Source organism: Cupriavidus neocaledonicus (genome assembly GCF_000372525.1).
Classification (GTDB): Bacteria; Pseudomonadota; Gammaproteobacteria; order Burkholderiales; family Burkholderiaceae; genus Cupriavidus; species Cupriavidus neocaledonicus.
The window spans coordinates 87,534-112,628 of the sequence record NZ_AQUR01000095.1 but is presented as its reverse complement, the minus strand read 5'-3'; the positions used below and the strand labels follow the sequence as shown (position 1 = coordinate 112,628).

The following is a 25,095-nucleotide window of genomic DNA, read 5'->3' as shown; positions in this document are numbered from 1 at the left end:
CCGGCCAGGTCTCAGCGCTGCTGGCGCGGCAGCAGGAAGTCCAGCGCGTCGCGCCACCAGCCGGCGTCGACATGCGCGCTCCAGTCGTTGTGCCCGGCGCCGGCGATCACCGCCAGGCGACGCGGTTCGCCCAGCGACGCGTGTAGCGCCTCGCCGTAGCGCGCCGGCACGATGGTGTCGCGTTCCGCCACCGCCACCATTACCGGGCGGCCGAAGCCCGCGAGGTTGGCGACGCTGTCGTAGCGGTCACGCAGCACCCAGCCGGCCGGCAGCCAGGGATAGTGGTGCGAGGCCAGGTGCGCCAGCTTGTCCCACGGCGTGATCAGCAGGACCCCGGCAACGCTGTCGCGCTGGCGCGCCGCCGCGGCCGCCGCCACGCCAGCTCCCAGCGATTCGCCGATCAGCAGCAGCGGGCCGTCGAACTGGCGCCGCGCCAGCGCAATCGACTGTTCCGCGTCGGCGACAAAGCTGCGCTCGCCCAGCGCGCCGGGACGCGGCCCGTACCCCGGGTACTCCGCCAGGATCACGCGGATGCCCAGCGGCGCCAGCGCGCTGGCGTAGTAGTCGCGATGCCCGGCATGTCCGGCGTTGCCATGGAACACCATCACGGTGGCGCGCACCGGCCCGCGCGGCTCGGCCACCAGTCCGCGGAAGTCGTCCGGACCCGGCCACGCGCGCAGGCCGGGCGAAACCATGTCGTCGGCCGACGCGCGTTCGGGGAAATAAAGGAAGTGGTCCTGCAGCATGGCGATCGTGGCAAGGCCCGCCAGGGCCGCGGCGAGCCAGCACCACAGGCGCGTCCGCGCCGTCCGTGGCGGCGTCGACGGTGCCGTGGCGGCGGGCAGCACGCTGGCGGGCATGGCCGTGTGCCTGGCGGGGCTAGGCGCCGGCGTACACCGGTTCGCAGCGCACCTCGGTCCTGACCGAGTTGGCGATAAAGCAGGCCTCGTGCGCGGCGTGGTGCAGGGCGTCGAGCTGTTCGCGCGTCGGTTCGTGCTCGCCGCCGAACGTGACCTGCGGGCGCAGCGTCACCACCGTCATCGCCATGCGTCCGTCGGCGTTCTTTTCCATCACACCGGTGGCCGCGTCCAGGTAGCGGTCGACCACCAGGCGTTGCCTGGCCGCGAGCGACAGGAACCACAGCATGTGGCAGCTCGACAGCGAGGCGATGAACATCTCTTCCGGGTCGACCGCGCTGGCATCGGACATCGGCAGCGGCACCACATGCGGCGACGACGAGCCCGGCACTTCCGCGCCGCCGTCGAAGCGCAGCAGATGCCGGCGGCTGTAGCGGTTGCCGGCGAAATCCTGTCCGTCGCGTTGCCACAGGACTTCAGCGGTGTAGGTGGACATGCAGGGACTCCTCGGTGTGGGGAAAGAATTCAGGCGCCGTGCGGCACGCTCTCGCCATCGCGCAGGCCCAGGCGCTGGTTGGCTGGCACGGCGACATCGATCAGCTTGGGGCGCGGCAGGTTCAGGTTGCGCATCATCTCGATGAACTGCTCGCGCGTGCGGCCGGCGACGCGGCTGTTGTGCGCGCGTTCATGGCCGATGGTGGACACCGTGCAGCCCTTGTAGTCATGGGCCGGATAGACCAGCGTGTCGTCGGGCAGCGCGAACAGCTTGCGGGTCAGGCTGTCGTACAGCGTGCCGGCGTCGCCGGACTGGAAATCGGTGCGGCCGCAGCCGTCGATCAGCAGCGCATCACCGGTGAAGACGCGGCGCACGATGCCGTCGGCGGTGGCTTCTTCCCACAGGTAGCTCATGCTGCCGGCGGTGTGGCCGGGGGTATGGATGGCGCGCAGCACCTGCTTGCCGAACGCGACGGTGTCGCCGTCGATCAGCTGCTTGTGCGCGGGCTTGATGTCGCAGCCGGACGGTGCCGCGGTATGCGCGCCGGTCTGCAGGGCCAGGTGGCCGGCCGAGGTGATGTGGTCGGCATGGGCGTGGGTCTCGATCACCCACGCCAGGCGCGCGCCGGTCGCTTGCAGCAGCCTCAGGTCGCGCTCCAGCTGGTGGTCGACCGGATCGATCAGCAGCGCGTCCCCGGTGGCGGCGTCGATCAGCAGGTAGGTGAAGGTGGACGAGGTCTCGTCGAACAGCTGGTGGAAGGTCTGCATGGCCGTCCTCTTGTTGTTTGCCCGGGGAACGCCGCCATGATACGCCGCACCTGCGCTAGCACTCCACGATATTCACCGCCAGGCCGCCGCGTGCGGTTTCCTTGTACTTGGTCTTCATGTCGGCCCCGGTTTCGCGCATGGTCTTGATCACCGAATCGAGCGACACGTAGTGCGTGCCGTCGCCGCGCAGCGCCATGCGCGCCGCGTTGACCGCCTTGACAGACGCCATCGCGTTGCGCTCGATGCACGGAATCTGCACCAGTCCGCCGACCGGGTCGCAGGTCAGGCCGAGGTTGTGCTCCATGCCGATCTCGGCGGCGTTCTCCACCTGCGCCGGGCTGCCGCCGGTGACCGCGGCGAGTGCGCCGGCCGCCATCGAGCAGGCCACGCCAACTTCGCCCTGGCAGCCGACTTCGGCGCCGGAGATCGACGCGTTGAGCTTGTACAGCAGCCCGATCGCGCCCGCGGTGAGCAGGAAGTCCACCACGCCCTCGCGGCTGGCGCCCGGCACGAAGCGGTCGTAGTAGTGCAGCACCGCGGGGATGATGCCGGCCGCGCCGTTGGTCGGCGCCGTGACCACGCGCCCGCCGGCGGCGTTCTCTTCATTGACGGCGATCGCGTACAGGTTGACCCAGTCCATCACCGAGAGCGGGTCCGACAGCGTGCGCTCGGCGCGCTCGGTCAGGCTGCGGTACAGCTCGGGCGCGCGCCGCTTTACCTTGAAGGGGCCCGGCAGTTCGCCGTCGGTGCGGCAGCCGCGCGCCACGCAGGCCTGCATCACGTCCCAGATATGCAGCAGGCCATTGACGACCTCGGCCTCGCTGCGCCAGGTCAGTTCGTTTTCGAGCATCAGCCGGGCGATGCTCTTGCCGCTGTCCTGCGCCATCTGCAGCATGTCCTTGCCGCTGCGGAACGGGTGCGGCAGCTGCTGCGCGGCATTGAGCACCTGGGTGTTGGGCGCACCCGCCGTGACCACGAAGCCGCCGCCCACCGACAGGTAGCGCGCTTCGCGCAGGCTCGCGCCGCTGCTGTCGAAGGCATGGAACTTCATGCCATTGGGATGCTCGGCCAGCGCCTCGCGCCGGTAGAACGCGATGTGCTCCTTTTCGACGAAGGGCACGATGTGGCGGCCCAGCAGCGACAGCTCGCGCGACTTGCGCAACGCGGCCAGGCGCGCGTCGATGGCATCGGGATCGATGGTGTCGGGGGCCTCGCCCATCAGCCCCAGGATCACGCCCTTGTCGGTGCCGTGCCCCTTGCCGGTGGCGCCGAGCGAGCCGTACAGCTCCACCCGCACGCTGGCGACTTGCGGCAGCAGCCCGTCGCGCTCCAGCCCCTGCGCGAACATCAGCGCCGCGCGCATCGGCCCCACGGTGTGCGAGCTCGACGGGCCGATGCCCACCTTGAACAGATCGAATACGCTGACTGCCACGGACGGCCTCCAGATTGACGCCGGACCAAGCCGGCGGGCGCCGCGTTGCGCGGCGCCCCTGAGTACAGCTTAGCTTCTGGCCGGGGTGCCGGCTCAGTCCACCACGTAGTCGCTGACCGGCACGCAGGCGCAGAACAGGTTGCGGTCACCGTACACGTTGTCGGCACGGCCGACCGGCGGCCAGTACTTCTGCGTGCGCAGCGACGCCACCGGATAGGCGGCTTCCTCGCGCGTGTACTGGTGGGTCCACTCGTTGGCGGTGACCACCGCGGCGGTGTGCGGGGCGTGCTTGAGCGGGTTGTCGTCGCGGTCGAAGGTGCCGTCGGCGACGCGGCCTATCTCCTGGCGGATTGCGATCATCGCGTCGATGAAGCGGTCCAGCTCATGCAGCGCTTCGGACTCGGTCGGCTCGATCATCAGCGTGCCCGGCACCGGGAAGCTCATGGTCGGCGCGTGGAAGCCGTAGTCCATCAGGCGCTTGGCCACGTCTTCATTGCTGATGCCGGTTTCCTTCTGCAGCGGGCGCAGGTCCAGGATGCACTCGTGCGCGACCAGGTCGTGCTGGCCGGTGTAGAGCACCGGGTAGTACGGCGCCAGGCGCTTGGCGACATAGTTGGCGGCCAGGATCGCGTTCTCGGTCGCCGCGGTCAGGCCGGCCGAGCCCATCATCGCGATATACATCCACGAGATCGGCAGGATGCTGGCCGAGCCGAACGGCGCCGCCGACACGCCGCCGATGCCGCGCTCGTCGCGCCGGTAGCCGACGCTGTCCTGGTTGGGCAGGAAGTCCGCCAGGTGCGCGCCGACCGCAACCGGGCCCACGCCCGGGCCGCCGCCGCCGTGCGGGATGCAGAAGGTCTTGTGCAGGTTCAGGTGCGACACGTCGCCGCCGAACTGGCCCGGCGCGGCGGTGCCCACCATCGCGTTCATGTTGGCGCCGTCGACATAGACCTGGCCGCCGTGCTTGTGCACGATCTCGCAGATCTGCTGCACGCCCTGCTCGAACACGCCGTGCGTGGACGGGTAGGTGATCATGATCGCCGCCAGGTTCTTGCTGTGCTGCTCGGCCTTCTTCGCCAGGTCTTCCAGGTCGACGTTGCCGTTTTCATCGCAGGCCACCACCACCACCTTCATGCCGGCCATCTGCGCCGACGCCGGGTTGGTGCCGTGCGCCGACGACGGGATCAGGCAGATGTCGCGGTGGCTTTCGCCGCGGCTGGCGTGGTACGCATGGATGATCAGCAGGCCCGCGTACTCGCCCTGCGAGCCGGCGTTGGGCTGCAGGCTGACCGCGGCGTAGCCGGTGGCGGCGCACAGCATGGCCTCGAGCTGGTCGATCATCTCGCGGTAGCCGACGGTCTGGTCCAGCGGCGCGAACGGGTGGATCTGGCTGAACTCGGGCCAGGTCACCGGGATCATCTCGCTGGTGGCGTTCAGCTTCATCGTGCACGAGCCCAGCGGGATCATGGTGCGGTCCAGCGCCAGGTCCTTGTCGGCCAGCATGCGCAGGTAGCGCAGCATCTCGTGCTCGGCGTGGTGGGTGTTGAACACCGGGTGGGTCAGGTACGCGCTGGTGCGCGCCAGTTCGGCGGGGAAGGCGTCGCCAGCGGCGCCTTCAAGCTTGTCGAAGTCCAGGCCCGCCGGCAGCGGCTTGCCTTGCGTGAAGATTTCCCACAGCGCGACGACGTCGTCGCGGGTGGCGGTCTCGTCCAGCGAGATGCCGACGCGCGTGGCGCCGGCATGGCGCAGGTTGATGCCGCGCGCGGTGGCGGCGGCATGGATGGCTTCGGTGTTGAAGCCGGTTTCCAGCGTCAGCGTGTCGAAGAAGGTGGCGTTGGTGCGGGCAAAGCCGAGCTGCTCCAGCCCGGCGGCGAGCGTCGCGGTCAGGCGATGCACGCGCTGGGCGATGCGCTTCAGCCCTTGCGGACCGTGGTACACGGCGTACATCGATGCCATCACTGCCAGCAGCACCTGCGCGGTACAGATGTTGGAGGTCGCCTTTTCGCGGCGGATATGCTGCTCGCGGGTCTGCAGCGCCAGGCGGTAGGCCTGGTTGCCCTGCGCGTCGATGGTCACGCCGACCAGGCGGCCCGGCATCGAGCGCTTGAACGCATCCTTCACCGCCATGTAGCCGGCGTGCGGGCCACCGAAGCCCAGCGGCACGCCGAAGCGCTGCGAGTTGCCCACGGCGACGTCGGCGCCCCATTCGCCCGGCGCGGCGATCAGCGTCAGCGCAAGCAGGTCGGCAGCGGCCACCACCAGGCCGCCGGCGGCGTGCACGGCGTCGGCGATGGCGCGGTAGTCATTGATGTCGCCGTTCACGCCCGGGTACTGCAGCAGCACGCCGAAGGCGCCCGCGGCAGCGGCGTCGGCGGCGGGACCGACCTTCACTTCGATGCCCAGCGGCAGCGCGCGCGTGCGTACCACTTCCAGCGTCTGCGGCAGCACGTCGTCGGCGACGAAGAAGATATTGGAGTCGTGCTTGTTCACGCGCTGCAGCAGCGTCATTGCTTCGGCCGCGGCAGTGCCTTCATCCAGCATCGACGCGTTGGCGATATCCAGCCCGGTGAGGTCGGTGACCATCTGCTGGAAGTTCAGCATCGCCTCCAGGCGGCCTTGCGAGATTTCCGGCTGGTAGGGCGTATAGGCGGTGTACCAGGCGGGGTTCTCGAAGATATTGCGCAGGATGACGCCGGGCGTGATGGTGTTGAAGTAGCCCTGGCCGATGAAGCTCTTCAGCACCTTGTTCTTGCCCGCCAGCGCGCGCAGCCTGGCCAGCGCGGCCTCTTCGCTCAGCGGCTCGGTGAACTCGCCCATCGGCATGCCGTCGCGGCGGCGGATGGCGGCGGGGATGACGGCGTCGATCAGCGCGGCGCGGCTGTCATAGCCGAGCACCTTCAGCATGTGCTGCTGCTCGGGGGTATCGGGGCCGATATGGCGGGCGGCGAAGGCGTCGCGCGCCTCCAGTTCGGCCAGCGTGGGCCGGGTTGCTTGGGCGGCGTTCATGGGCAGCGGGGCGTTCATGGGCAAGAACCTCGTGGAGGGCGCGGCGGAAGGTGGTCAGCCGTGCCGCGGCGCCGCGAATGCGGTGTGCCGGTCCCGCACGCGGGACCGGCGGGCGATCAGGCGCCGACGCTGGCCTTGTAGGCGTCGGCAGACATCAGGCCGTTGACGTCGTCGCCGTTGGCCGGCTTGAGCTTGAACAGCCACGCGTCGAAGGCGTTGGCGTTGACGCTTTCCGGCGCCGCGGTGGCGGCCTCGTTGACGGCGATCACTTCGCCGGCCACGGGCGCGTAGATGTCGGAAGCGGCCTTCACCGACTCGACCACGGCCAGCGCGTCGCCGGCGCCGACCGACTTGCCCACTTCCGGCAGTTCCAGGAAGACGATGTCGCCCAGCGCGTCCTGTGCGTGGTCGGTGATGCCGATGGTGAGCGTGCCGTCGGCTTCGACGCGCACCCACTCATGCGACTCGGTGTACTTGAGGTCAGCGGGGAAATTCATGAAGGTTCTCCGGATTCAGATCTGATTCTTGTTGGGTGATGCCTGCCCGGCAACGCTGCCGGCAGGCGAGGGCGACCGTTGGGTGAGCGGGGCTTTCCCCTTAGCTCACGAGTGCCTTGCCATGACGCACAAACGGCAGTTTAACCACAGTCGCGTTGAGTTTGCGGTCGCGGATCTCCACCTGCACGGTGTCGCCGACGTTCACGCCCTGCGGCAGGCGCGCGAAGGCGATCGATTGCGACAGCGAGGGGCTGAAGGTGCCGCTGGTGATTTCACCGTCACCGGCGGGGGTGATGACCTTCTGGTGGGCGCGCAGCACGCCGCCCTTGTCGCGCAGGATCAGGCCGAGGAACTGCCGGCGCGAACCCGCCGCGGCCAGCGCCGCCTTGCCGGTGAAGTCGCGCTCGCTCTGCAGGTCGACGGTCCACGCCAGGCCCGCGTCCAGCGGCGAGACCTTGATATCCATGTCCTGGCCGTACAGGTTCATGCCGGCTTCCAGGCGCAGCGTGTCGCGTGCGCCGAGGCCGGCCGGGCGCACGCCCGCGGCATTCAGTTTTTCCCACAAGCCGGCGACGCTGGCGGCCGGCACCACCAGCTCGAAGCCGTCTTCGCCGGTGTAGCCGGTGCGCGCCACCATCACTTCGCCTAGCGCCGGGTCCTGCACCACCACCGCGTTGAACGGCTTGAGCGCGTCGGCAGGCTGGGTCGACGGGAAGGTGCTCCACACCTTGGCGCGGGCGTTGGGCCCCTGCACCGCGACGATCGCCAGCGGCTCCACGCCGGCGGGCGCAACGTCCTCGCGGCGCGGCGTGATGGTCACGCCGCTGCCGGTGGCGTCGTTGCGGGCGCGGATCCAGTCGATATCGCCGACCGCGGTGCCGGCGTTGACCACCAGGCGGAAACGGTCCTCGGCGAAGAAATAGACGATCAGGTCGTCGATGACGCCGCCGTTCTCGTCGAGCATGCAGGAATAGAGCGCCTTGCCGGGCGTCTGCAGCTTGTCGACGTTGTTGGCGAGCAGGCCGCGCAGGAAGCTGCGGGTATTGGCGCCGGCGAGATCGACCACGCACATGTGCGAGACGTCGAACATGCCGGCATCGTTGCGCACGGCATGGTGCTCTTCGATCTGCGAGCCATAGTTGACCGGCATGTCCCAGCCGCCGAAGTCGACCATGCGGGCGCCGAGGGCGCGGTGGATAGCGTTGAGGGGCGTGGCCTGGAGCGTCATGGAATCCTCGGGGGCAGTCTCGGTTGGCGAAAACAAAAAAAGGGCCATCCGCCGCAACCATCGCTACGCCAATATGGCAAGCGATCCGCTGCGGCGGATGACCCCTCTGTCCTCGATACCTGAGAGATTACGAGGCGGATCCCGTGGACCCCAACCCTCGCGCGCCCCTTCGGTGGGCACGCTCGCCACGAATGGCGGGTGCCGCTCTCCAGAGTGCGGCATGCATCGTGTGCATGTTGCATGCCGATCCGACCGGTCCGTGGTGCCTGAGAGTTTTCGGGTGATACCCCTTCGGCGGCGCAGGCGATGCGCGCTCTCCCGGTCGGATGCGCGCAATGTACGGGAGGGCCCCGCCTTTGTCAAACCAAGGCAGAGGCCACCGTACCCGTCGCTGCGCGGCAGTGCTTACTTCTTCTTGTCGTCGGTGACGACGTTACCGATGACACCGCCTACTGCCGCCCCGCCCAGCGTACCCAGGGCGCTGCCGTCGGTCAGCACGGCGCCGCCCACCGCGCCGGCACCTGCGCCGATCGCGGTATTACGTTGTTTCGGGGTCATGTCCGCGCAACCGGCAAAGGCCGCGACCGTCATGCCGATCAGGGTCACCTTGGTCAAAGTTTGCAGGGTTTTCATTGCTGGCTCCGATGTGATGATTGATGCATGCCCAGGCGATCCGGCGGACCGGGGGACACACTGATTAGAGTGTCGCGTCATGCCATTGGCTCCGGTCTTTACGAAGTGTTACGCCAGTGACACAGCCGGGCCCGCGCTCGCGGCGTGCGCTGACTGACCCGCCGCGGCGAGCGTGTTAACATCGGCAGCTTTGCCGCAGGCCCGGGTGACGGGATGCCGGCAAATCCCTTCTTTTCCCTCGATTCCGCTGCCGCCCCCGACGCCCGCCCGCATGACCCATGGCCTGAACCCCGCCCAATCCGAAGCCGTCCGCTACCTGGACGGGCCTTGCCTGGTGCTGGCCGGCGCGGGCTCGGGCAAGACCCGGGTGATCACGCAGAAGATCGCGCATCTGATCGAGGAAAAGGGCTTCGAGCCGCGCCATATCGCCGCCGTCACCTTCACCAACAAGGCGGCCAAGGAAATGCAGGAGCGCATCGCCAAGCTGATGGAAGGCAAGACCACGCGCGAAGGCAAGCGCATCCCGCTCAGGCAGCTGACGGTCTGCACCTTCCACTCGCTGGGCGTGCAGATCCTGCGCATGGAAGCCGAGCATGTCGGCCTGAAGCCGCAGTTCTCGATCATGGATTCGGACGACTGCTTCGGGCTGATCCAGGAGCAGCTGGGCACCACCGACAAGAAGCTGATCCGCGGCGTGCAGAGCACGATCTCGCTGTGGAAGAACGGCATGGTCGATCCCGAGGCCGCGATCGCGCAGGCCGCCAATGCCGACGAGCACCAGGCCGCGCTGGTCTACCGCAACTACGTCGCCACGCTGAACGCCTACCAGGCGGTGGATTTCGACGACCTGATCCGGCTGCCGGCGGAACTGTTCGCGCGCGATGAAGCGGTCCGGCTCAAGTGGCTGAACCGCCTGCGCTACTTCCTGGTCGACGAGTACCAGGACACCAACGCCTGCCAGTACCAGCTGCTCAAGCTGCTCGCCGGCGGCTCGCATCTGCGCGCGCCGGCCTTCACCGCGGTGGGCGACGACGACCAGGCCATCTACGGCTGGCGCGGCGCCACGCTGGACAACCTGCGCGGGCTGCAGACCGACTTCCCCGACCTGAAGGTGATCAAGCTGGAGCAGAACTACCGCTCCACCGTGCGCATCCTGGAAGCGGCCAACGCGGTCATCGCCAACAATCCGAAGCTGTTCGACAAGAAGCTGTGGAGCGAGCACGGCATGGGCGACCCGATCGCCATCCACACGATGAACGACGAGGAGCACGAGGCCGAGTCGGTTGTGTTCCGCCTGTCGGCGCACAAGTTCGAGCGCCGCGCGCAGTTCCGCGACTATGCCATCCTCTACCGCGGCAACCATCAGGCGCGGCTGTTCGAGCAGATCCTGCGGCGCGAGCGCATCCCCTACGTGCTGTCGGGCGGCCAGAGCTTCTTCGACAAGGCCGAAATCAAGGACATCTGCGCCTACCTGCGCCTGATCGCCAACCCCGATGACGATCCCGCCTTTATCCGCGCCATCACCACGCCGCGGCGCGGGGTGGGCAACACCACGCTCGAAGTGCTGGGCACCTTTGCCGGCCAGGCCAAGGTGTCGCTGTTCGAGGCGGCGATGATGGGCGGCATCGAAGGCAAGCTGCAGCCGCGCCAGCTGGAGCCGCTGCGCGTGTTCTGCGAATCGATGGTGCGGCTGGCCGACCGCGCGGCGAAGGACCCGGCCACCGAGGTGCTCGACGACCTGATGGCGGGCATCCACTACGAGGCCTACCTGTACGACAGCTTCGACGAACGGCAGGCGCAGTCGCGCTGGACCAATACCCTGGAATTCCTCGACTGGCTCAAGCGCAAGGGCACCAAGCCCGAAGGCGCGGACGGTGCGGAAGCCACCGGCTTCGACACCGCCGACGGCTTCGGCAGCGACGGCAAGAACCTGCTGGAGCTGACCCAGACCGTGGCGCTGATGAGCATGCTCGAAGGCCGCGAGGAAGACCCCGACGCGGTGCGGCTGTCGACGCTGCATGCGTCCAAGGGGCTGGAGTATCCGCATGTGTTCCTGGTCGGCGTGGAGGAGGGCATCCTGCCCCATTGCCGCGAGGACGAGGACATGAGCGACGAGAAGATCGAGGAAGAGCGGCGCCTGATGTACGTGGGCATTACGCGCGCGCAGCGCAGCCTGCATGTCAGCTGGTGCAAGAAGCGCAAGCGTGCGAGAGAGACCTATTCGTGCCAGCCGTCGCGCTTTATCGGCGAGATGAAGCTGGAAGAGGCGCCCGCGCCGGTCGACGCGACCCCGGCGATGAGCCCCAAGGACCGTCTTGGCGCGCTCAAGGCCCTGCTCGGGAACGGGGGCAGCGGCGGCAAGGCGGCCGCCGGCTGAGCCGCTGCGGCGCTATCGCATTGCTACCGCGCGGCGGACACCGCGAGCGTGACGTACTGCGAGCCGCGCTGTCCGCGCGTGAAGTCGAGCGTGAAGTCACCCACGTCGACGCGGCTCTGCAGCGCGCGCCGCAATTCCGCCGCGCCGCCCGGGCCCGCGCCCTGCAGCGCCCGCGCCAGCCATGCGGCGCCGATATAGCCGGCCAGCGTCGCCGGCGACGGCGGCTCGTCCAGGTACTGCTTCATGCGCGCCACATGTTCCTTCACCACCCGCAAGGTGGCCTGCTGCGGGCCCGGCGCGACCTGGGTCAGCACCAGCCCGCCGGCGTAGCCGCGGCCCAAAATCTCGCGCGCGGCATTGGCGCTGACCGCGGACAGGCCGACCAGGAAGCCGTACCATCCTTGCGCCGCCAGCGCCCGGCCCAGTTCGGCATAGGCCAGGGTGTCGCCGGCGACGATCACCGCGCCCGGGCGCGATGCCGCGATGCGCCGCGCCGCGGCATCGCCGTTGCCTTGCAGCGCCACCGCGCGGGTGCCGGTCTGCGCCTCGAGACGGGCCAGCGACGACACCGCGAAATCCGGCGCCACCGCCAGCGCGACGTGCGTCAGCCCGTAGCCGCGCAGCTGTTGCACGGCGGCGTCCAGTTCGGCCTGGTAATCGGCCCGCGTGAACCAGACATTGTCGGCGGCCAGCGCCAGCCCCGATAGCGGCGCGACGATCTGCATGCCGCGCCGGGCCAGTTCGGTCGACGACGCCAGCACGGGCAGCAGCCGGTCGCCGGGACCGAACAGCAAGCCCGCATGTTCGGTGTCGGCCAGCGACACGGCCTGCGCCAGCGCGCGGCGCGGATCCGGGTCCGCATCGCGCACCACGTGCCGGATCCGTACCGGGCCGCCGGCGGCGTTGGCCGCGTCGAACATGACCTTGGCCCCGGCCAGGTAGTCGCGCGCCAGGTCGGACTGCGCGCCGTTGCGGTCGACCAGATGCCCGACCACCACCGTGCGCGGCGCTTGTGCCAGCGGAGCAAACGCGGGCAGCGCCAGCGCCAGGCCGGTCGCGGCAAGCAGCCGGCGCCGGGGGGCCTGTGCCGGCGGGTGGTCGCGCAGCGGCAGGTACGGCGCGGGCGGGGCGGGGCGGCGGGAAAATGGCATGGCTGGGACGATGACGGAGCGCGGCGGGCGCGGTGGCGCGCAGCGTACCCGGCACGCATGACGCCAATGTGACGTACGCGTGCGTCAGCGGGGACGGCGCCGGTGGGCCCCAGGCCCGCGCTTGACGGCGGTCAAGCCGCCAGCGCCGGCCCGGTCCTACGATGGCGTGTCGCACACCCATTCCCCCGCGCCCCCATGACCCCGTCTGCCATGACTTCCCCCCCGCTCGACCGCCGCGCGCTCTCCGACTTCCGCGCGCTGGCCGGGCGCATCGACGGCAACGGCCCGCGCTATACCTCGTATCCGACCGCCGACCGCTTCCACAACGGTCCCGACCTGTCGCTGTACCACGACGCGCTGGACGCCTGCCGCGCCGACGCGCCGGCGCCGCTGTCGCTGTACCTGCATATCCCGTTCTGCGAGAACATCTGCTACTACTGCGGCTGCAACAAGATCATCACCCGCGACCACGGCCGCAGCGCGCGCTATGTCAGCTACCTGGGGCGCGAGATGGCGCTGGTCGCCGGGCGGCTGGGCGAGCGCCGCGAGGTGATCCAGTCGCACTGGGGCGGCGGTACGCCGACCTTCCTGAACCCGGAAGAAATGCGCCGCGTGATGGCGCTGCTGAACACGCATTTCACGCTGGCGGCCGATGGCGAGCACTCAATCGAGATCGACCCGCGCCGCGTCGACCACGACCGCATGGCGCTGCTGGCCGAACTGGGCTTCAACCGCGTCAGCCTGGGCGTGCAGGATTTCGATCCCGAGGTGCAGCAGGCCATCCACCGCATCCAGCCGTTCGCGCAGACCCGCGCCGTGGTCGATGCCGCGCGCGCGCTGGGCTTCCGCTCGGTCAGCCTGGACCTGATCTATGGCCTGCCGCACCAGACCGCAGCGCGCTTCGGCCGCACCATCGACCAGGTGCTGGCGCTGCGCCCCGAGCGGCTGTCGGTCTACAGCTATGCCCACCTGCCGCACGTGTTCAAGCCGCAGCGCCGCATCGACGAACAGGCGTTGCCGGCGGCCGGCGAGAAGCTCGACATCCTGGTCTCGACCATCGAGCGGCTGACCGCCGCGGGCTACGTCTATATCGGCATGGACCACTTCGCGCTGCCCGGCGACGACCTTGCCGTGGCCCAGCGCGAGGGCCGGCTGCAACGCAACTTCCAGGGCTATTCGACGCACGCCGGCTACGACCAGGTCGGCCTCGGCATCTCGGCGATCGGCGCGATCGCGGGGCACTACGTGCAGAACGCGCGCACGCTCGACGACTACTACGGCGCGCTCGACCAGGGCCGCCTGCCGCTGGCCAGGGGCGTGGCGATGACGGCCGACGACCACCTGCGGCGCGAGCTCATCGGCGACCTGATGTGCAACGGCCTGCTGGAGCTGGCGGCGATCGAGGCGCGGCATGGCATCGATTTCAACCGGACGTTTGCCGCGGAGCTGGCCGACCTCGAGCGCCTGGCCGCCGACGGGCTGGTGTGCCGCGAGCCCGGCCGCATCACCGTGACACCGCTGGGCCGGCTGCTGGTGCGCCGCGTGGCGATGGTGTTCGACCGCTACCTGCGCGACGACGCCGCCCGGGCGGTCGACAACGGCGCGCGCGCCGCCAACGACGGCGCCCAGCCGATCCGCATCGTGCCGCGCTACTCGCGCGTGGTGTAGCGCCAGAGATCGTTGCCGGACAGGCCCGGACGAAAAAAAACCCGCGCGAGGCGCGGGTTTTTTGTTGGCGTTGGTCTGGCTTACTTGGCGGCGTTGGCCATGTAGTCCGACGCGGCGATCACATCGGCGTCCGGGCCGGCATAGCCGCCCTTGGGCGGCATCACGCCCTTGCCCTTGAGGGCGAAGTTGTGGACCGCATCCATGCCTTCCTTCAGGCGCGGCGCCCAGGCGGCCTTGTCGCCGAACTTGGGCGCACCTGCCACGCCGGCGGCGTGGCAGGCGGCGCAGACCTGTTCGTAGACCTTCTTGCCCACTTCGGCCGAGGCAGCGGCCGGCGCGGCAGCAGCGGGAGCGGCGGGAGCGGCAGCGGCTGCCGGAGCCGCCGCAGCAGCGGGAGCCGGCGCCGCAGCGGCAGCCGGGGCGGCGGCTTCAGGCGCTGCGGCCGTGGCCGGCGCGGCAGCGGCCGGGGCCGGCGGCTCGGGGAACTTGGCGCCGCCGGCGTCGGCCAGGTAGACCACGGCGCGGGCCAGTTCGTAATCGGTGTAGTCGTCAGGCGTGCTGCCGGCGCGCGGCGGCATCGCGCCCTTGCCGTTGAGCACCGACTTCATCAGGCCGTCGAAGCCCTGGCCGATGCGCGCGGACCAGTCGCCGGCGGCACCGTGCTTGGGGGCACCCGCCGCGCCGGTGGCGTGGCAGGCGGCGCAGATTTCCTTGTAGACCTGTTCGCCGGTCTTGAACACGCGCGGCGCGTTGGGATCCTTGATTTCGAGCGAGGCGACCGGCTTGATGCGATCGTTGATGGCTTCGGCGGCGGTGCTGGCGCCGGCGCTTTCGGTCGAGCCGTGTCCGACGAAGTTGACCAGCAGGATGATCACGATGATCGGCACCAGGAACGCCGCGATCACGACTGCGATCAACTGCTTCGGGGTTTTGATGGGAGACTCGTGCTCGGGGTGTTCGTTGTGGACGTCGCTCATACAGAACTCTCAGTTTTGCAGGAAACCTTCTGGCCGCTTACGCTCGGCTTGCTTTTTCTGGCCCTGGTGTGGCCCTTCGCTGACCACTATCCGGCCCCATCCGGACCGCCCGCGCTCCCCTGCGGCCCTTGCCTGACTTGGGTCTGTTGCCATTTGCGTACCTCGGACTGTCTCCCGGACCGGGGCCCGATTGTCGCCGACAACCAGCCGCCCGGATTTGACCCCGGTCGACTCGCTGCGCCGACGGCGCGACGGGCACGATTTGACGCAAATAGCTGGCGATTATAGCGCCAAAGCCCCCCTGCCAGTGCCAAAAAGCGGCGGTTGCGAGACGTTCACCAGCGCCCGTATCGGCCCCGCATGGACGGCGCCGGGCAAAAGCGGTATCCTATGCGACTTTCCAGCGGCGGCACTCGCCCGCCGCAATCGCTGTACCCGCAAAACCGGTTGCAAAACCGTCTGTGCGCCCGTAGCTCAATGGATAGAGTACTGCCCTCCGAAGGCAGGGGTTGCTGGTTCGATCCCAGCCGGGCGCGCCAATTTTCCTCAGCTGTGCCATGCAGTGTCCGCACCCCGGCGGGCCCGCTTTAACTCGCGCGACGAAAACTTTCAGCACGCGATCGGGCAGTGGCGCGCGCCCGTGCTGCTAGATTCACACACTCCACCGAACCGGGCGCGCCGATGGCGCCGTTCCTCAGACAGCCATGGCTATTCCGACCAACCGCATATGCTGGCTGGCTACGCTGGCACTGGCCGGTGCAAGTGCCACAGCCGTTGCCACGCCGCTGAGCTTGCCTGGTGGCTTGCCCAACATGGCCGGACTGGGCATTGGCTCCACCACCGAGTTTGCCGGAGGCAAGGACCGCATGGTCGGCGTGGTGCCCGGACTGCGCTATGTCACGCCGGGCGGACGGCTGCTGGAATGGTACGGGCCGTATGCGCAGTTCAATTTCGGCGGACTGACGGGTTTCCAGTGGGGCCCGGCCGTCGGGCTGCGCCTCGGCCGCAACAATGTCGACGATCCGGTCGTGGCGCAGGTGCATGAGATCGACACCACGGTGGAGGCGGGCGGGTACATCGGCTATGAATACCTGAACCCCGGACGTGTCCCATGGCGGCTGCGCGGCGGCATCAACGTGATGACCAATGCGGGCATCGTCTACGGCGGCAGCCGCGTCACCGCCACCGGCACCTTCTGGATGCCGCTGCACCAGCGCCTCTACGCGGGCGCGGGCCTGGGCGCGACCTGGGTCAGCGGCAGCTTCAACCGTACCTACTTCGGCGTGACGCCGGCGGACTCGGCGGCGAGCGGCCTGCCCGCTTACAGCCCCGGCGGCGGGCTGGAGCAGTTTACGGGCTGGCTGGCGCTGATTTACCAGTTCGACAAGCACTGGTATGGCGGCGCGATGGTCTACGCGCAGCGCCTGGCCGGCGACGCGGCCGACAGCCCCATCGTCACGCAGCGCGGCACGCGCAACCAGATCACCTATGGCGTCGGCCTGGCTTATTCGTGGCGCTAGTGCGGTCCGGCGGGGGCCGGCTTGCTATGATGCGGCCATGGTCGACGAGCTCGTCATTCCCCACCACGAATACCTGATTACCGCGATCCGCGCGCAAGGCGCGGGCGGGCAAAACATCAACAAGGTATCCAACGCCGTGCACCTGCGTTACGACGTGCGGGCATCTTCGCTGCCGCCCGACCACAAGGAACGCCTTCTGGCGCTGCATGACCACCGCATCACGCGCGACGGCGTGGTGGTGATCAAGGCGCAGCAGTTCCGCAGCCTGGACCAGAACCGCGACGAGGCGGTGCGGCGCCTGCACGAGCTGGTGCGCAGCGTGGCCACGCCGCCGCGCGTGCGCCGGCCGACGCGGCCGACGCTGGCGTCGCGCCAGCGCCGGCTGGAGAGCAAGAGCCAGCGCAGCCAGGTCAAGGCGCTGCGCGGCCGGGTGTTCGACTGAGCCCTGGCTTCAGCGCGCCGACTGCAGCGCGGCGATGCGCTGCTCGATCGGCGGGTGGCTCGAGAACAGCGCCATCCACGACTTGCCGCCGGCGATGCCCATCGCCTGCATGTTCTGCGGCAGCCCGTCCGGATCCAGCCCGCCCAGGCGGCGCAGCGCCGCGACCATCGGCGTGGGCGTGCCCATCATGCCGGCGGCGCCGGCATCGGCGCGGAACTCGCGGCGGCGCGAGAACCAGGCCACGATGATGCTGGCCAGGATGCCGAACACGATCTCGCACACGATCACCGTGACCATGTAGCCAATGCCGGGGCCGCTCGCTTCCTCGTCGTTCTTGCGCAGCATCGAATCGACGAAGTAGCCGACCACGCGCGCCAGGAAGATGACGAAGGTGTTGACCACGCCCTGGATCAGCGTCAGCGTGACCATGTCGCCGTTGGCGACGTGCGCGACCTCGTGCGCGAGCACGGCCTCGACTTCTTCATGCGACATCGATTGCAGCAGGCCGGTGGACACTGCCACCAGCGAGCTGTTCCTGGTGGCGCCGGTGGCGAAGGCATTGGGCTCGCCCTCGTAGATGGCCACTTCCGGCATCGGCAGGCCGGCGCGCTGCGCCAGCTTTTCGACGGTCTGCACCAGCCACAGCTCGGTGCTGGTGCTGGGGTGGGTGATGACCTGCGCGCCGGTCGACCACTTGGCGATGGTCTTGGACATCAGCAGCGAGATAAAGGCGCCGCCGAAACCCATCAGCGCGGCAAACGCCAGCAGCATGCCCAGGTTGAGCCCGTTGGCGGTCAGGAAGCGGTTCACCCCGAGCACGCTGGCGGTGATGCTGAGGACGAGCATGACGGCGAGGTTGGTCGCCAGGAAAAGCAGTACGCGTTTCATGTGAGTGTGGAGCAGTGGTAGGTCGCGCCGTGCGGCGCAAGGGTGCGGTGGGACCGCAGGCGCGCGCCGCATTCGTGTGCGGCACGCGGGTTCGGGCGGGCGCGGCCAGGCCGCGCCGTTGGGGGATCAGGCGCGTGGCGGTCGCGGCAGCCGCGGCAGGTCTGGTTCGGGCAGCAGGGCGCCGGCATAGCGCGGCGGCCCGGCACGGCCGGCCCAGGGAGCCAGGCGCAGCGGGGTGGCCGGCAGCAGTTGCTCGGCCAGGTCGGCGCCGGACTGCCACTGCGGCTCGGCGGCTTCGGGGAGCGGCAGGGGATCGCCGGCCGGGTCGCCTGTCACGGCAGCGCGATCCGCGTCGGCGGCATCGGCGGCGCCGGGCGCAGCGGCGGGTACGGCCGCGGTTTCGGCGGTGGACACCACCGCGTGCGCGAATGCAGCCGCCCAGCCCGGCAGGGGCAGGAAGGCCAGCATCATGACCAGCAGGAGCAGCCGCAGGGCGCGCACGAACAGGGGACGGCTTATTCGGTGGAAGTGGAAGGAATTCTACAGGATGCGGCAGGTGGCGGGCGCCGCCGTGGCGGCGGTAGCACACCGACGGTTGCGGCCGCTTCGCCACCGCCTGCAGGATGCGGCCGGCTGGCCTACACTATCGTCAACCCTGTAGTCGTTACAGGGTATGGCAAGGAACAGGCATATGCGTATCGGCGAACTGTCACGATCCAGCGGCTGCGATGTCGAGACCATCCGCTATTACGAGCGCGAAGGGCTGCTCGACGCGCCCCGGCGCGAGGCCAACGGCTATCGCCGCTATGACGAGGGCCATGTGGTGCAGCTGAACTTCGTGCGGCATTGCCGTTCGCTCGGGATGAGCCTGTCGGACGTGCGGCGGCTGCGCGAGTTCGAGCGCAACCCGTCACAAGACTGCGACGATATCAACACGCTGCTGGACCGCCAGATCGCCCAGATCCATGCCCAACGCGTGGCGCTGGAGGCACTCGAGCGCCAGCTGCGCGCATTGCGCGAGACCTGCCGCCATCATCAGCCTGCCAGCGCGTGCGGCATTCTGCAGAACCTGCAGCAGGCGGCAGCGGGGGCGGGCTGCGAGTGCCATGCCACCAACGGGTGACGACCCCGACCGCAACGCTGTGCTACGATGGTTGCTCCGGTTTCGCACCAGCACGGTGCATGAGCCGGCGCAGCAAGGCAGGTGAGCCACCACTTCCAGGCTCGCCAAGGCAGCAAGCGATTCACTGCCGCCTATCCTTTTCCGCAATGACCCTGACCGATCGCCTGACGCCGATGCCCTACGCGCCTGTCCGCCCGCTGCGGACCGGCCGCCCGCACGCGTCCGCGGTCACCCTGGCTCCCAGCCTGCCCCAGCGCGCCAAGCGCGCGACGTCTCCCCGCCGGATCGGCGCACCGCCTGATTCCGCCCGGTTCCCAGCCTGATTCGTCTCCCACCGCGGGGCCCGGGCCGAACCGGGCCCGAGCCAGCGTTTCCGTTGTTGCCGGCGATCGCCGCAACGCTTTTGCCGATCCGTTGATGCGCGCGCCGCTGCGCGCGCACGCCAACCCGCAAGACCTGACCGCCGCCGCCCAACATGCTGGCCGGCCGCGCCCAACCACGACTGCCGGAGGACCCGCCATGACGGCCACCAACACCCAGACCGCCACCCTGTACCTGACCGAACTCGACGTCACCCGCCTGGAGCGCATCGCCAGCCGCGCCGGCTCCGCCCAGCTCGAAGACATGCTCGACGGCCTGCTGGCGCGCGCCACCATTGTCGCGCCCGAAGAGATCCCGACCGACGTGGTCACCATGAACACGCGCGTGGTTTGCACGCTGCCGGGCGAGCAGGAGCCGCGCAACTGGACCCTGGTGTATCCCGACGCGGCCGACTTCGACGCCGGCCGGCTGTCGGTGCTGTCGCCGGTGGGCCAGGCATTGCTGGGCGCGCGCGCCGGCGAGACCGTCAGTTACCGCCTGCCCGATGGCCGCGAGCAGCAAGTGAGCATCGCCGAGATCGCATTCCAGCCCGAAGCCGCCGGCCAATATACGCTCTGAGCCCGCCCTCGCGGGTGCGGCCGCCGCCACGCGCACAGGTCCGTGGCGGCATGTCGCCGGCGTTCCGCGGACACCATTCATCGGCAAGCCAGTCGTTTCACGACTCGCAACGCACCATTCGTCGCAGCGGTATTTCTGCTGGCGCGGGCTGTGACTAATCTTCAGTCCGTGCTCGCATCGCAACATAGATTGCGGAGCGGCCGGAGTCTTATCCCGGACCGACAAGAAATAACGACGAAATCAGTTGAAGGAGTCCCAAATGATCGCCAGACGTATCCTTGGCGGCGCGCTCGTGTTCGCGGCAGTGGCCGCGTCCGCTACGGCGATGGCTGCCCCCGCTGCCAGCAAGGTTGGCAAGTTCGATGTGTATGCCGACGCGCTGCGGGTCGGCAAGTACGATGTGTATACGGACGGCGCCAAGCAAGGCAAGTTCGACACCTACACCGACGGCGCCCGCACCGGCCGCTTCGACCCGTACTCGGAAGGCTCGCGCCGCGACGGCAAGTTCGACACCTTCAGCGAAGGGGCGCACAGCTTCAGCGGCGAGATCTCGAAGCGCGGCAAGTTCGATACCTTCAGCGAAGGCACGCACACCTTCACCGGCGACGTGGCCGAACGCGCGCTCGACAACTCGCGCTCCGGCGACGGTTCGCTGTACGGCTATCGCGTCTGATCCCACGGGTCTGCCCCAAGACCCTGCGCGGCCACTGCGGTGGCCGCAAGTTTTCTCTCCCGCCTGCCCGGCCGACCTCCTCCTCCTTCTCTCTTCGCCTGGCAGGCGTTTTTCTATTCCGTAGCTGCCGCAGCCGCTTGTTCCGGCGCTGGCTGCGCGCGTGGCAAGCGGCGCGCGATGGCCGCGTACAGCAGCGGCACCGCCAGCGTGCCCAGCACCGTCGCGCCCAGCATGCCGCCCAGCACGCCGGTGCCGACCGCCTGCTGCGCGCCCGCGCCCGGGCCGGTGCTGATGGCCAGCGGCACCACCCCCAGCACGAACGCCAGCGAGGTCATTACCACCGGCCGCAGCCGCTGGCGCGCCGCGCGCGTGGCGGCCTCGACCACGTCCAGGGCGCCGGCGGCGCCGCGCCGCAGCTGCTCGGCATATTCGACGATCAGGATCGCGTTCTTGGCCGCCAGGCCCATGATCACCACCACGCCTACCTTGAAGTAGACGTCGTTGGGCATGCCGCGCAGCCAGATCGCCGCGGCCGCGCCCATCAGGCCGGTGGGCACGATCGCAATCACCGCCAGCGGCAAGGTCCAGCTTTCATACAGCGCCACCAGGCACAGGAAGATAAACAGCAGCGACAGCGCGAACAGCCACGGCGCCTGCGTGCCGGTCTGCTCCTGCTCGTAGGCGCGGCCGGTCCAGCGCACGTCGAATTCCGGTCCTAGCTCGCGCACCAGTTCGGCCAGCCGCGTCATCGCTGCGCCGGTGGTGTAGCCGGGCGCCGCTTCGGCATTGATGCGCACCGAGCTGAACCCGTCGAAGCGCTCCAGCGTGACCTCGCCTTGCCCCCATTCCAGCGACGCGAACGCGGCCAGCGACACCATCGCACCCTGCGCGTTGCGCACATGCACGCGGGCCAGTTGCTCCGGGTGCATGCGGAACGGGGCGTCGGCCTGCAGGATCACGCGCCGCACCCGGCCTTCGCGCGCGACTTCGTCGATATAGCGCGAGCCCAGCGTTGCCGACAGCGTGTGGTGCACGGCCTCGGCGTCGACGCCGAAGGCCTCGGCCTTGCGGTAGTCGATCTTCAGGTCCAGCGCCGGCACCGGCTGGCCGGTGGTGGCGCGCACCTCGCCCAGCACCGGGTCCTGCCTGGCACGCTCGATCAGCTTGTCGCGCGCGGCGAACAGCGCCTGGCGGCCCACCGGCTGGCGCGCCACCAGGCGCATATCCAGGCCGCCGATGCTGCCCAGTTCCGGCAGCGCCGAGCTGTTGTAGGCGAACAGCTGCGCCGCGCCGCGGCCGGGCCAGCTGTCCAGGCCGGCCGAAAGCCGCTCCAGCACCGCCTGCGCGGTGTGCCCGCGCCCGCGCGCCTTCCAGTCGGTCAGGCCGATAAACAGGCTGGCGCGCTGCTCGCCGCTGCCGCCGCTGCTCCAGCCCAGCACGGCAAAGCTGGAGCGCACCGGGTAGCGCTGGTCGCGCATCCATTGCTCGAGGCTGGCGACCAGCCGGCGCGTGCCGGCCTGGGTACTGCCGGCGGGCAACTCCACGTCGACCACGATCTCGCCGGTATCCTCTTCCGGCAGGAACCCGCTCGGCATCTTCCACAGCGCATAGCCGCACGCCAGCGTCAGCGCCAGGTACACCGCCAGCCAGCGCAGCCGGCGGCGCTGCAGCGCCTGCACCCAGCCGGCGTAGCGCGCGGTGAACGCGGCAAAGCGCGCATCGAACCACGCCAGCGGCCCGCGCGCCGGCGCCGCGCTGTGGCGCAGCAGGCTGGCGCACATCGCGGGCGCCAGCGTCAGCGCAAAGAACAGCGAGAACGCGATCGACACCGCCAGGGTCACGGCGAAATGCCGGTAGATCACGCCCACCGCGCTGCCGAAGAACGCCATCGGCACGAACACCGCGCACAGCACCAGCGTCACCGCGACCAGCGCGCCGGAGACTTCGCGCATCGAGCGCGCCGCCGCCTGCATCGCACCGACGCCGTCGCTGCGCATGATGCGCTCGACGTTTTCCACCACGACGATGGCGTCGTCGACCAGGATGCCGATCGCCAGCACCACGCCGAACAGCGTGATCACGTTCAGCGACAGGCCCAGCGCGTACAGGCACGCGACCGTACCCAGCAGCGACACCGGCACCACGATGCAGGGGATCAGCGTGGCGCGCAGGTTGCCGAGGAACAGGTACAGGATCAGGAACACCAGCACCGTGGCCTCGATCAGGGTCAGCACCACGCGCGAGATCGATGCCTGCACGAAGGTGGCGCCGTCATACGAGATCTCATAGCGCACGTCGCCCGGGAAGCCGCGGCTGGCGGCATCGAGCGCGGCGCGCACGGTGCGCGAGGTCTGCAGCACGTTGGCGCCGTCGGCCAGCTTCAGGCCGATCGACGCGGCGTTGCGCGTGTTCAGCGTGGAGCCGTAACGGTAGTCGCTGGCGGCCAGTTCCACCCGCGCCACGTCGCGCAGCAGTACCGCCGAGCCGTCGGTGGCGGCGCGCACCACGATGCGCCCGAACGCCTGCGCGTCGCTCATCGGCGCCGGCGGGCGCACGATCGCCTGGAACGGCTGGCCCGGCACCGCCGGCGCGCCGCCCAGCTGGCCGGGCGTGACGTTGCCGTTGCGCGCGCGGATGGCGGCCTCGACTTCGGCCGTGGTCAGGTTGAAGGCGTTGAGCTTGTCCGGGTCGAACCAGATCCGCAGCGCGTACTCGGCGCCGTAGGGCTCGGCCTTGCCGATGCCGGGCAGGCGGCGCAGCAGCGGCAGCACCGAGCCGGCGGCGAAGTCGCCCAGCGCGGTTTCATCGAGCTGGCCGCTGTCCGACACCAGCGACACATACATGAAGGCACTGCTGCTGGCCTGGTCGACATAGACCCCGCCGCGGCGCACCGCCTCGGGCAGCAGCGGCTCGGCCTGGGCCACGCGGTTGCGCACATTGACCTGCGCCAGCTGCGGGTCGGTGCCCTGGCGGAAGCCGAGCGTCACCGTCGCGGTGCCGCCCTCGCTGCTGGAATCGAGGTAGAGCAGGCCCGGAATGCCGTGCATCTGCTGCTCCAGCACCGCGGTGACGCGGTCTTCCACCGTGCGCGCGGACGCGCCGGGGTAATCGGCATAGATGATCACCGTGGGCGGCGCCACCGCCGGATACTGGGCGATGGGGATGCGGTTCAGGGCCAGCAGGCCGGCCACCACGGTCAGGATGGCCAGCACCCAGGCGAACGCCGGGCGCTTCAGGAAAAACGACGCCATGTCAGGTCAGGGCTGGCACGGGCGCACGGCAAGTGAAGATCGGCCGTGGCTCCGGTGCGGTTGGAACGGAACGGCTTGGGTGCGGAGACGCCGCAACGACTGCGGCAAGTTGGCGCGTACCGGGGTACGGGGGTCCGCGGGGAGGGACCCGACACTGCGGCGGGAAAAGATCGGTGAGGATCGACGCCGGCGTGCGGCCGTCATACTGCGGCCTTGCCGGCGATTATAGACAGGGACGCGGGGCCGGACAACGCAAACGTCACATTGGCGGCCCCCCACCGACGTTGGGGGGGCGGGAAACTACAGGTCGCGCGCGGCGAAGGCGTCGCACTTGCGGATGTCGCCGGACTCGATGCCGCGGCGCAGCCAGCGCACGCGCTGCTCGCTGGAGCCATGGGTAAAGGCTTCGGGCACGACATAGCCCTGCGACCGGCGCTGCAGCCGGTCGTCGCCGATCGCGGCGGCGGCCTTCAGGCCTTCTTCGATATCGCCCGGTTCCAGCAGCTGCTGGTTGGCGCGCTGCGCGGTGGCGGCCCATACGCCGGCGAGGCAATCGGCCTGCAGCTCCATGCGCACCGACAGCTGGTTGGCCTGGGCCTCGCCCATGCGCCGGCGCGCGTTATCGACCTTGTCCGAAACGCCCAGCAGGTTCTGCACATGGTGGCCGATCTCGTGCGCGATCACATAGGCCTGGGCAAAGTCGCCGCCGGCGCCGAAGCGCTGGCGCAATTCGTCATAAAACGCCAGGTCGATATAGACCTTCTGGTCGCCGGGGCAGTAGAACGGGCCCATCGCCGACTGGCCGGTGCCGCATGCCGTCGGCGTGGCGCCGGAGAACAGCACCAGCGTCGGCGGCGCATAGCGGCGGTTGAGCTGGGTTTCGAAGATGTGTTGCCAGGTGCGCTCGGTATTGCCCAGCACCTTGCGCGTGAACACCGTCATCTGGTCCGTCGCCGGCGGCCGGTTGGCCTGCTGCTGTTGCTGCTGCGGGCCGGAGCCCTGCAGCACCGACGCGCCCTGCATGATCAGCATCGGGTCGATGCCGAAGAAATACGACGCCGCCAGCGCGATGATGACCGTGCCGATGCCGATCGACTTGCCGCCAAGTCCGCCGAACCCCCCGCGGCGGTCTTCAACGTGCTGGCTTTCGGCTTCGTCATCGAGGCGCAT

21 protein-coding genes, 1 tRNA gene and 2 riboswitches are annotated in these 25,095 nt (G+C 69.4%); of the genes, 8 read left to right on the top strand and 14 right to left on the bottom strand.

What is annotated here, in order from left to right; genetic code table 11:
• Window positions 1-11: 11 nt before the first annotated feature.
• The 8 genes from A3AG_RS0114930 to A3AG_RS0114895 form a co-directional block, all read right to left on the bottom strand.
• On the bottom strand, window positions 12-860 hold the full coding sequence (locus A3AG_RS0114930; RefSeq protein ID WP_018006188.1) for an alpha/beta hydrolase: 849 nt from the start codon (window positions 858-860) through the stop codon (window positions 12-14).
• 19 nt (window positions 861-879) lie between these two features.
• Window positions 880-1,353 carry an OsmC family protein gene (locus A3AG_RS0114925; protein WP_018006187.1) on the bottom strand — a complete coding sequence of 158 codons (474 nt, stop codon included), beginning with the start codon at window positions 1,351-1,353 and terminating at the stop codon, window positions 880-882.
• A 29-nt stretch (window positions 1,354-1,382) separates the two neighbouring features.
• Window positions 1,383-2,120, bottom strand: a complete 738-nt coding sequence (locus A3AG_RS0114920) for an MBL fold metallo-hydrolase (RefSeq protein WP_018006186.1) — start codon at window positions 2,118-2,120, stop codon at window positions 1,383-1,385.
• Between the two features lie 55 nt (window positions 2,121-2,175).
• Window positions 2,176-3,552 carry an L-serine ammonia-lyase gene (locus tag A3AG_RS0114915; RefSeq protein WP_018006185.1) on the bottom strand — a complete coding sequence of 459 codons (1,377 nt, stop codon included), beginning with the start codon at window positions 3,550-3,552 and terminating at the stop codon, window positions 2,176-2,178.
• A 93-nt stretch (window positions 3,553-3,645) separates the two neighbouring features.
• On the bottom strand, window positions 3,646-6,576 hold the full coding sequence (gene gcvP, locus A3AG_RS0114910) for an aminomethyl-transferring glycine dehydrogenase (protein WP_018006184.1): 2,931 nt from the start codon (window positions 6,574-6,576) through the stop codon (window positions 3,646-3,648).
• A 98-nt stretch (window positions 6,577-6,674) separates the two neighbouring features.
• Complete coding sequence (gene gcvH, locus A3AG_RS0114905) at window positions 6,675-7,055, bottom strand: glycine cleavage system protein GcvH (protein WP_018006183.1); 381 nt, start codon at window positions 7,053-7,055, stop codon at window positions 6,675-6,677.
• A 100-nt stretch (window positions 7,056-7,155) separates the two neighbouring features.
• Complete coding sequence (gcvT, locus tag A3AG_RS0114900; protein WP_018006182.1) at window positions 7,156-8,283, bottom strand: glycine cleavage system aminomethyltransferase GcvT; 1,128 nt, start codon at window positions 8,281-8,283, stop codon at window positions 7,156-7,158.
• A gap of 96 nt (window positions 8,284-8,379) precedes the next feature.
• Window positions 8,380-8,505: riboswitch (glycine riboswitch) on the bottom strand.
• A gap of 21 nt (window positions 8,506-8,526) precedes the next feature.
• Window positions 8,527-8,614, bottom strand: a riboswitch (glycine riboswitch).
• Window positions 8,615-8,688: 74 nt separating this feature from the next.
• Window positions 8,689-8,916 carry a glycine zipper 2TM domain-containing protein gene (locus tag A3AG_RS0114895; protein ID WP_012354259.1) on the bottom strand — a complete coding sequence of 76 codons (228 nt, stop codon included), beginning with the start codon at window positions 8,914-8,916 and terminating at the stop codon, window positions 8,689-8,691.
• Between the two features lie 271 nt (window positions 8,917-9,187).
• Between A3AG_RS0114895 and A3AG_RS0114890 the strand changes: the two genes are divergently transcribed.
• Window positions 9,188-11,293 carry a UvrD-helicase domain-containing protein gene (locus A3AG_RS0114890; protein WP_026164203.1) on the top strand — a complete coding sequence of 702 codons (2,106 nt, stop codon included), beginning with the start codon at window positions 9,188-9,190 and terminating at the stop codon, window positions 11,291-11,293.
• Between the two features lie 23 nt (window positions 11,294-11,316).
• On the opposite strand, the gene A3AG_RS0114885 is transcribed toward A3AG_RS0114890, so the two are convergent.
• Entirely contained in the window at window positions 11,317-12,444 is a 1,128-nt protein-coding gene (locus A3AG_RS0114885; protein WP_018006180.1) for an ABC transporter substrate-binding protein, read from the bottom strand.
• A 210-nt stretch (window positions 12,445-12,654) separates the two neighbouring features.
• On the opposite strand from A3AG_RS0114885, the gene hemN reads away from it, so the two are divergent.
• Complete coding sequence (gene hemN, locus A3AG_RS0114880) at window positions 12,655-14,112, top strand: oxygen-independent coproporphyrinogen III oxidase (protein WP_240619847.1); 1,458 nt, start codon at window positions 12,655-12,657, stop codon at window positions 14,110-14,112.
• Window positions 14,113-14,192: 80 nt separating this feature from the next.
• Here hemN and A3AG_RS0114875 read toward each other — a convergent pair whose 3' ends face one another.
• A complete protein-coding gene (locus tag A3AG_RS0114875; protein ID WP_018006178.1) occupies window positions 14,193-15,089 on the bottom strand; it encodes a c-type cytochrome in 897 nt (298 codons plus the stop codon).
• A 463-nt stretch (window positions 15,090-15,552) separates the two neighbouring features.
• On the opposite strand from A3AG_RS0114875, the gene A3AG_RS0114870 reads away from it, so the two are divergent.
• The 3 genes from A3AG_RS0114870 (at window position 15,553) to arfB (ending at window position 17,051) form a co-directional block, all read left to right on the top strand.
• Window positions 15,553-15,628: transfer RNA gene (locus tag A3AG_RS0114870), tRNA-Arg, on the top strand.
• A gap of 165 nt (window positions 15,629-15,793) precedes the next feature.
• Window positions 15,794-16,609: a MipA/OmpV family protein gene (locus tag A3AG_RS0114865; RefSeq protein ID WP_051073524.1), complete on the top strand. Its 816-nt coding sequence runs from the start codon at window positions 15,794-15,796 to the stop codon at window positions 16,607-16,609.
• A gap of 37 nt (window positions 16,610-16,646) precedes the next feature.
• Window positions 16,647-17,051, top strand: coding sequence for an alternative ribosome rescue aminoacyl-tRNA hydrolase ArfB (gene arfB, locus A3AG_RS0114860; protein WP_026164201.1), 405 nt, complete (start codon window positions 16,647-16,649; stop codon window positions 17,049-17,051).
• Between the two features lie 9 nt (window positions 17,052-17,060).
• Here arfB and htpX read toward each other — a convergent pair whose 3' ends face one another.
• Together htpX and A3AG_RS0114850 are read right to left on the bottom strand one after the other, a co-directional pair.
• Complete coding sequence (gene htpX / locus A3AG_RS0114855; protein ID WP_018006175.1) at window positions 17,061-17,939, bottom strand: protease HtpX; 879 nt, start codon at window positions 17,937-17,939, stop codon at window positions 17,061-17,063.
• 126 nt (window positions 17,940-18,065) lie between these two features.
• Entirely contained in the window at window positions 18,066-18,410 is a 345-nt protein-coding gene (locus A3AG_RS0114850) for a hypothetical protein (RefSeq protein ID WP_035848844.1), read from the bottom strand.
• 220 nt (window positions 18,411-18,630) lie between these two features.
• Here A3AG_RS0114850 and A3AG_RS0114845 point away from each other — a divergent pair, with 220 nt between their 5' ends.
• The 3 genes from A3AG_RS0114845 to A3AG_RS0114835 all read left to right on the top strand — a co-directional run bounded on the left by A3AG_RS0114845 (window position 18,631) and on the right by A3AG_RS0114835 (window position 20,674).
• Entirely contained in the window at window positions 18,631-19,062 is a 432-nt protein-coding gene (locus tag A3AG_RS0114845) for a Cd(II)/Pb(II)-responsive transcriptional regulator (RefSeq protein WP_018006173.1), read from the top strand.
• Window positions 19,063-19,581: 519 nt separating this feature from the next.
• Complete coding sequence (gene rnk, locus A3AG_RS0114840; protein ID WP_026164200.1) at window positions 19,582-20,001, top strand: nucleoside diphosphate kinase regulator; 420 nt, start codon at window positions 19,582-19,584, stop codon at window positions 19,999-20,001.
• 259 nt (window positions 20,002-20,260) lie between these two features.
• Window positions 20,261-20,674 (top strand): hypothetical protein, encoded by a 414-nt coding sequence (locus A3AG_RS0114835; RefSeq protein WP_012354246.1) that lies wholly within the window; start codon window positions 20,261-20,263, stop codon window positions 20,672-20,674.
• A gap of 113 nt (window positions 20,675-20,787) precedes the next feature.
• Here A3AG_RS0114835 and A3AG_RS0114830 read toward each other — a convergent pair whose 3' ends face one another.
• Together A3AG_RS0114830 and ypfJ are read right to left on the bottom strand one after the other, a co-directional pair.
• The gene (locus A3AG_RS0114830) at window positions 20,788-23,925 is read right to left on the bottom strand and encodes a multidrug efflux RND transporter permease subunit (RefSeq protein WP_018006171.1); all 3,138 of its coding nucleotides are present in this window, start codon (window positions 23,923-23,925) and stop codon (window positions 20,788-20,790) included.
• Between the two features lie 300 nt (window positions 23,926-24,225).
• Window positions 24,226-25,095, bottom strand: a complete 870-nt coding sequence (gene ypfJ / locus A3AG_RS0114825; protein ID WP_018006170.1) for a KPN_02809 family neutral zinc metallopeptidase — start codon at window positions 25,093-25,095, stop codon at window positions 24,226-24,228.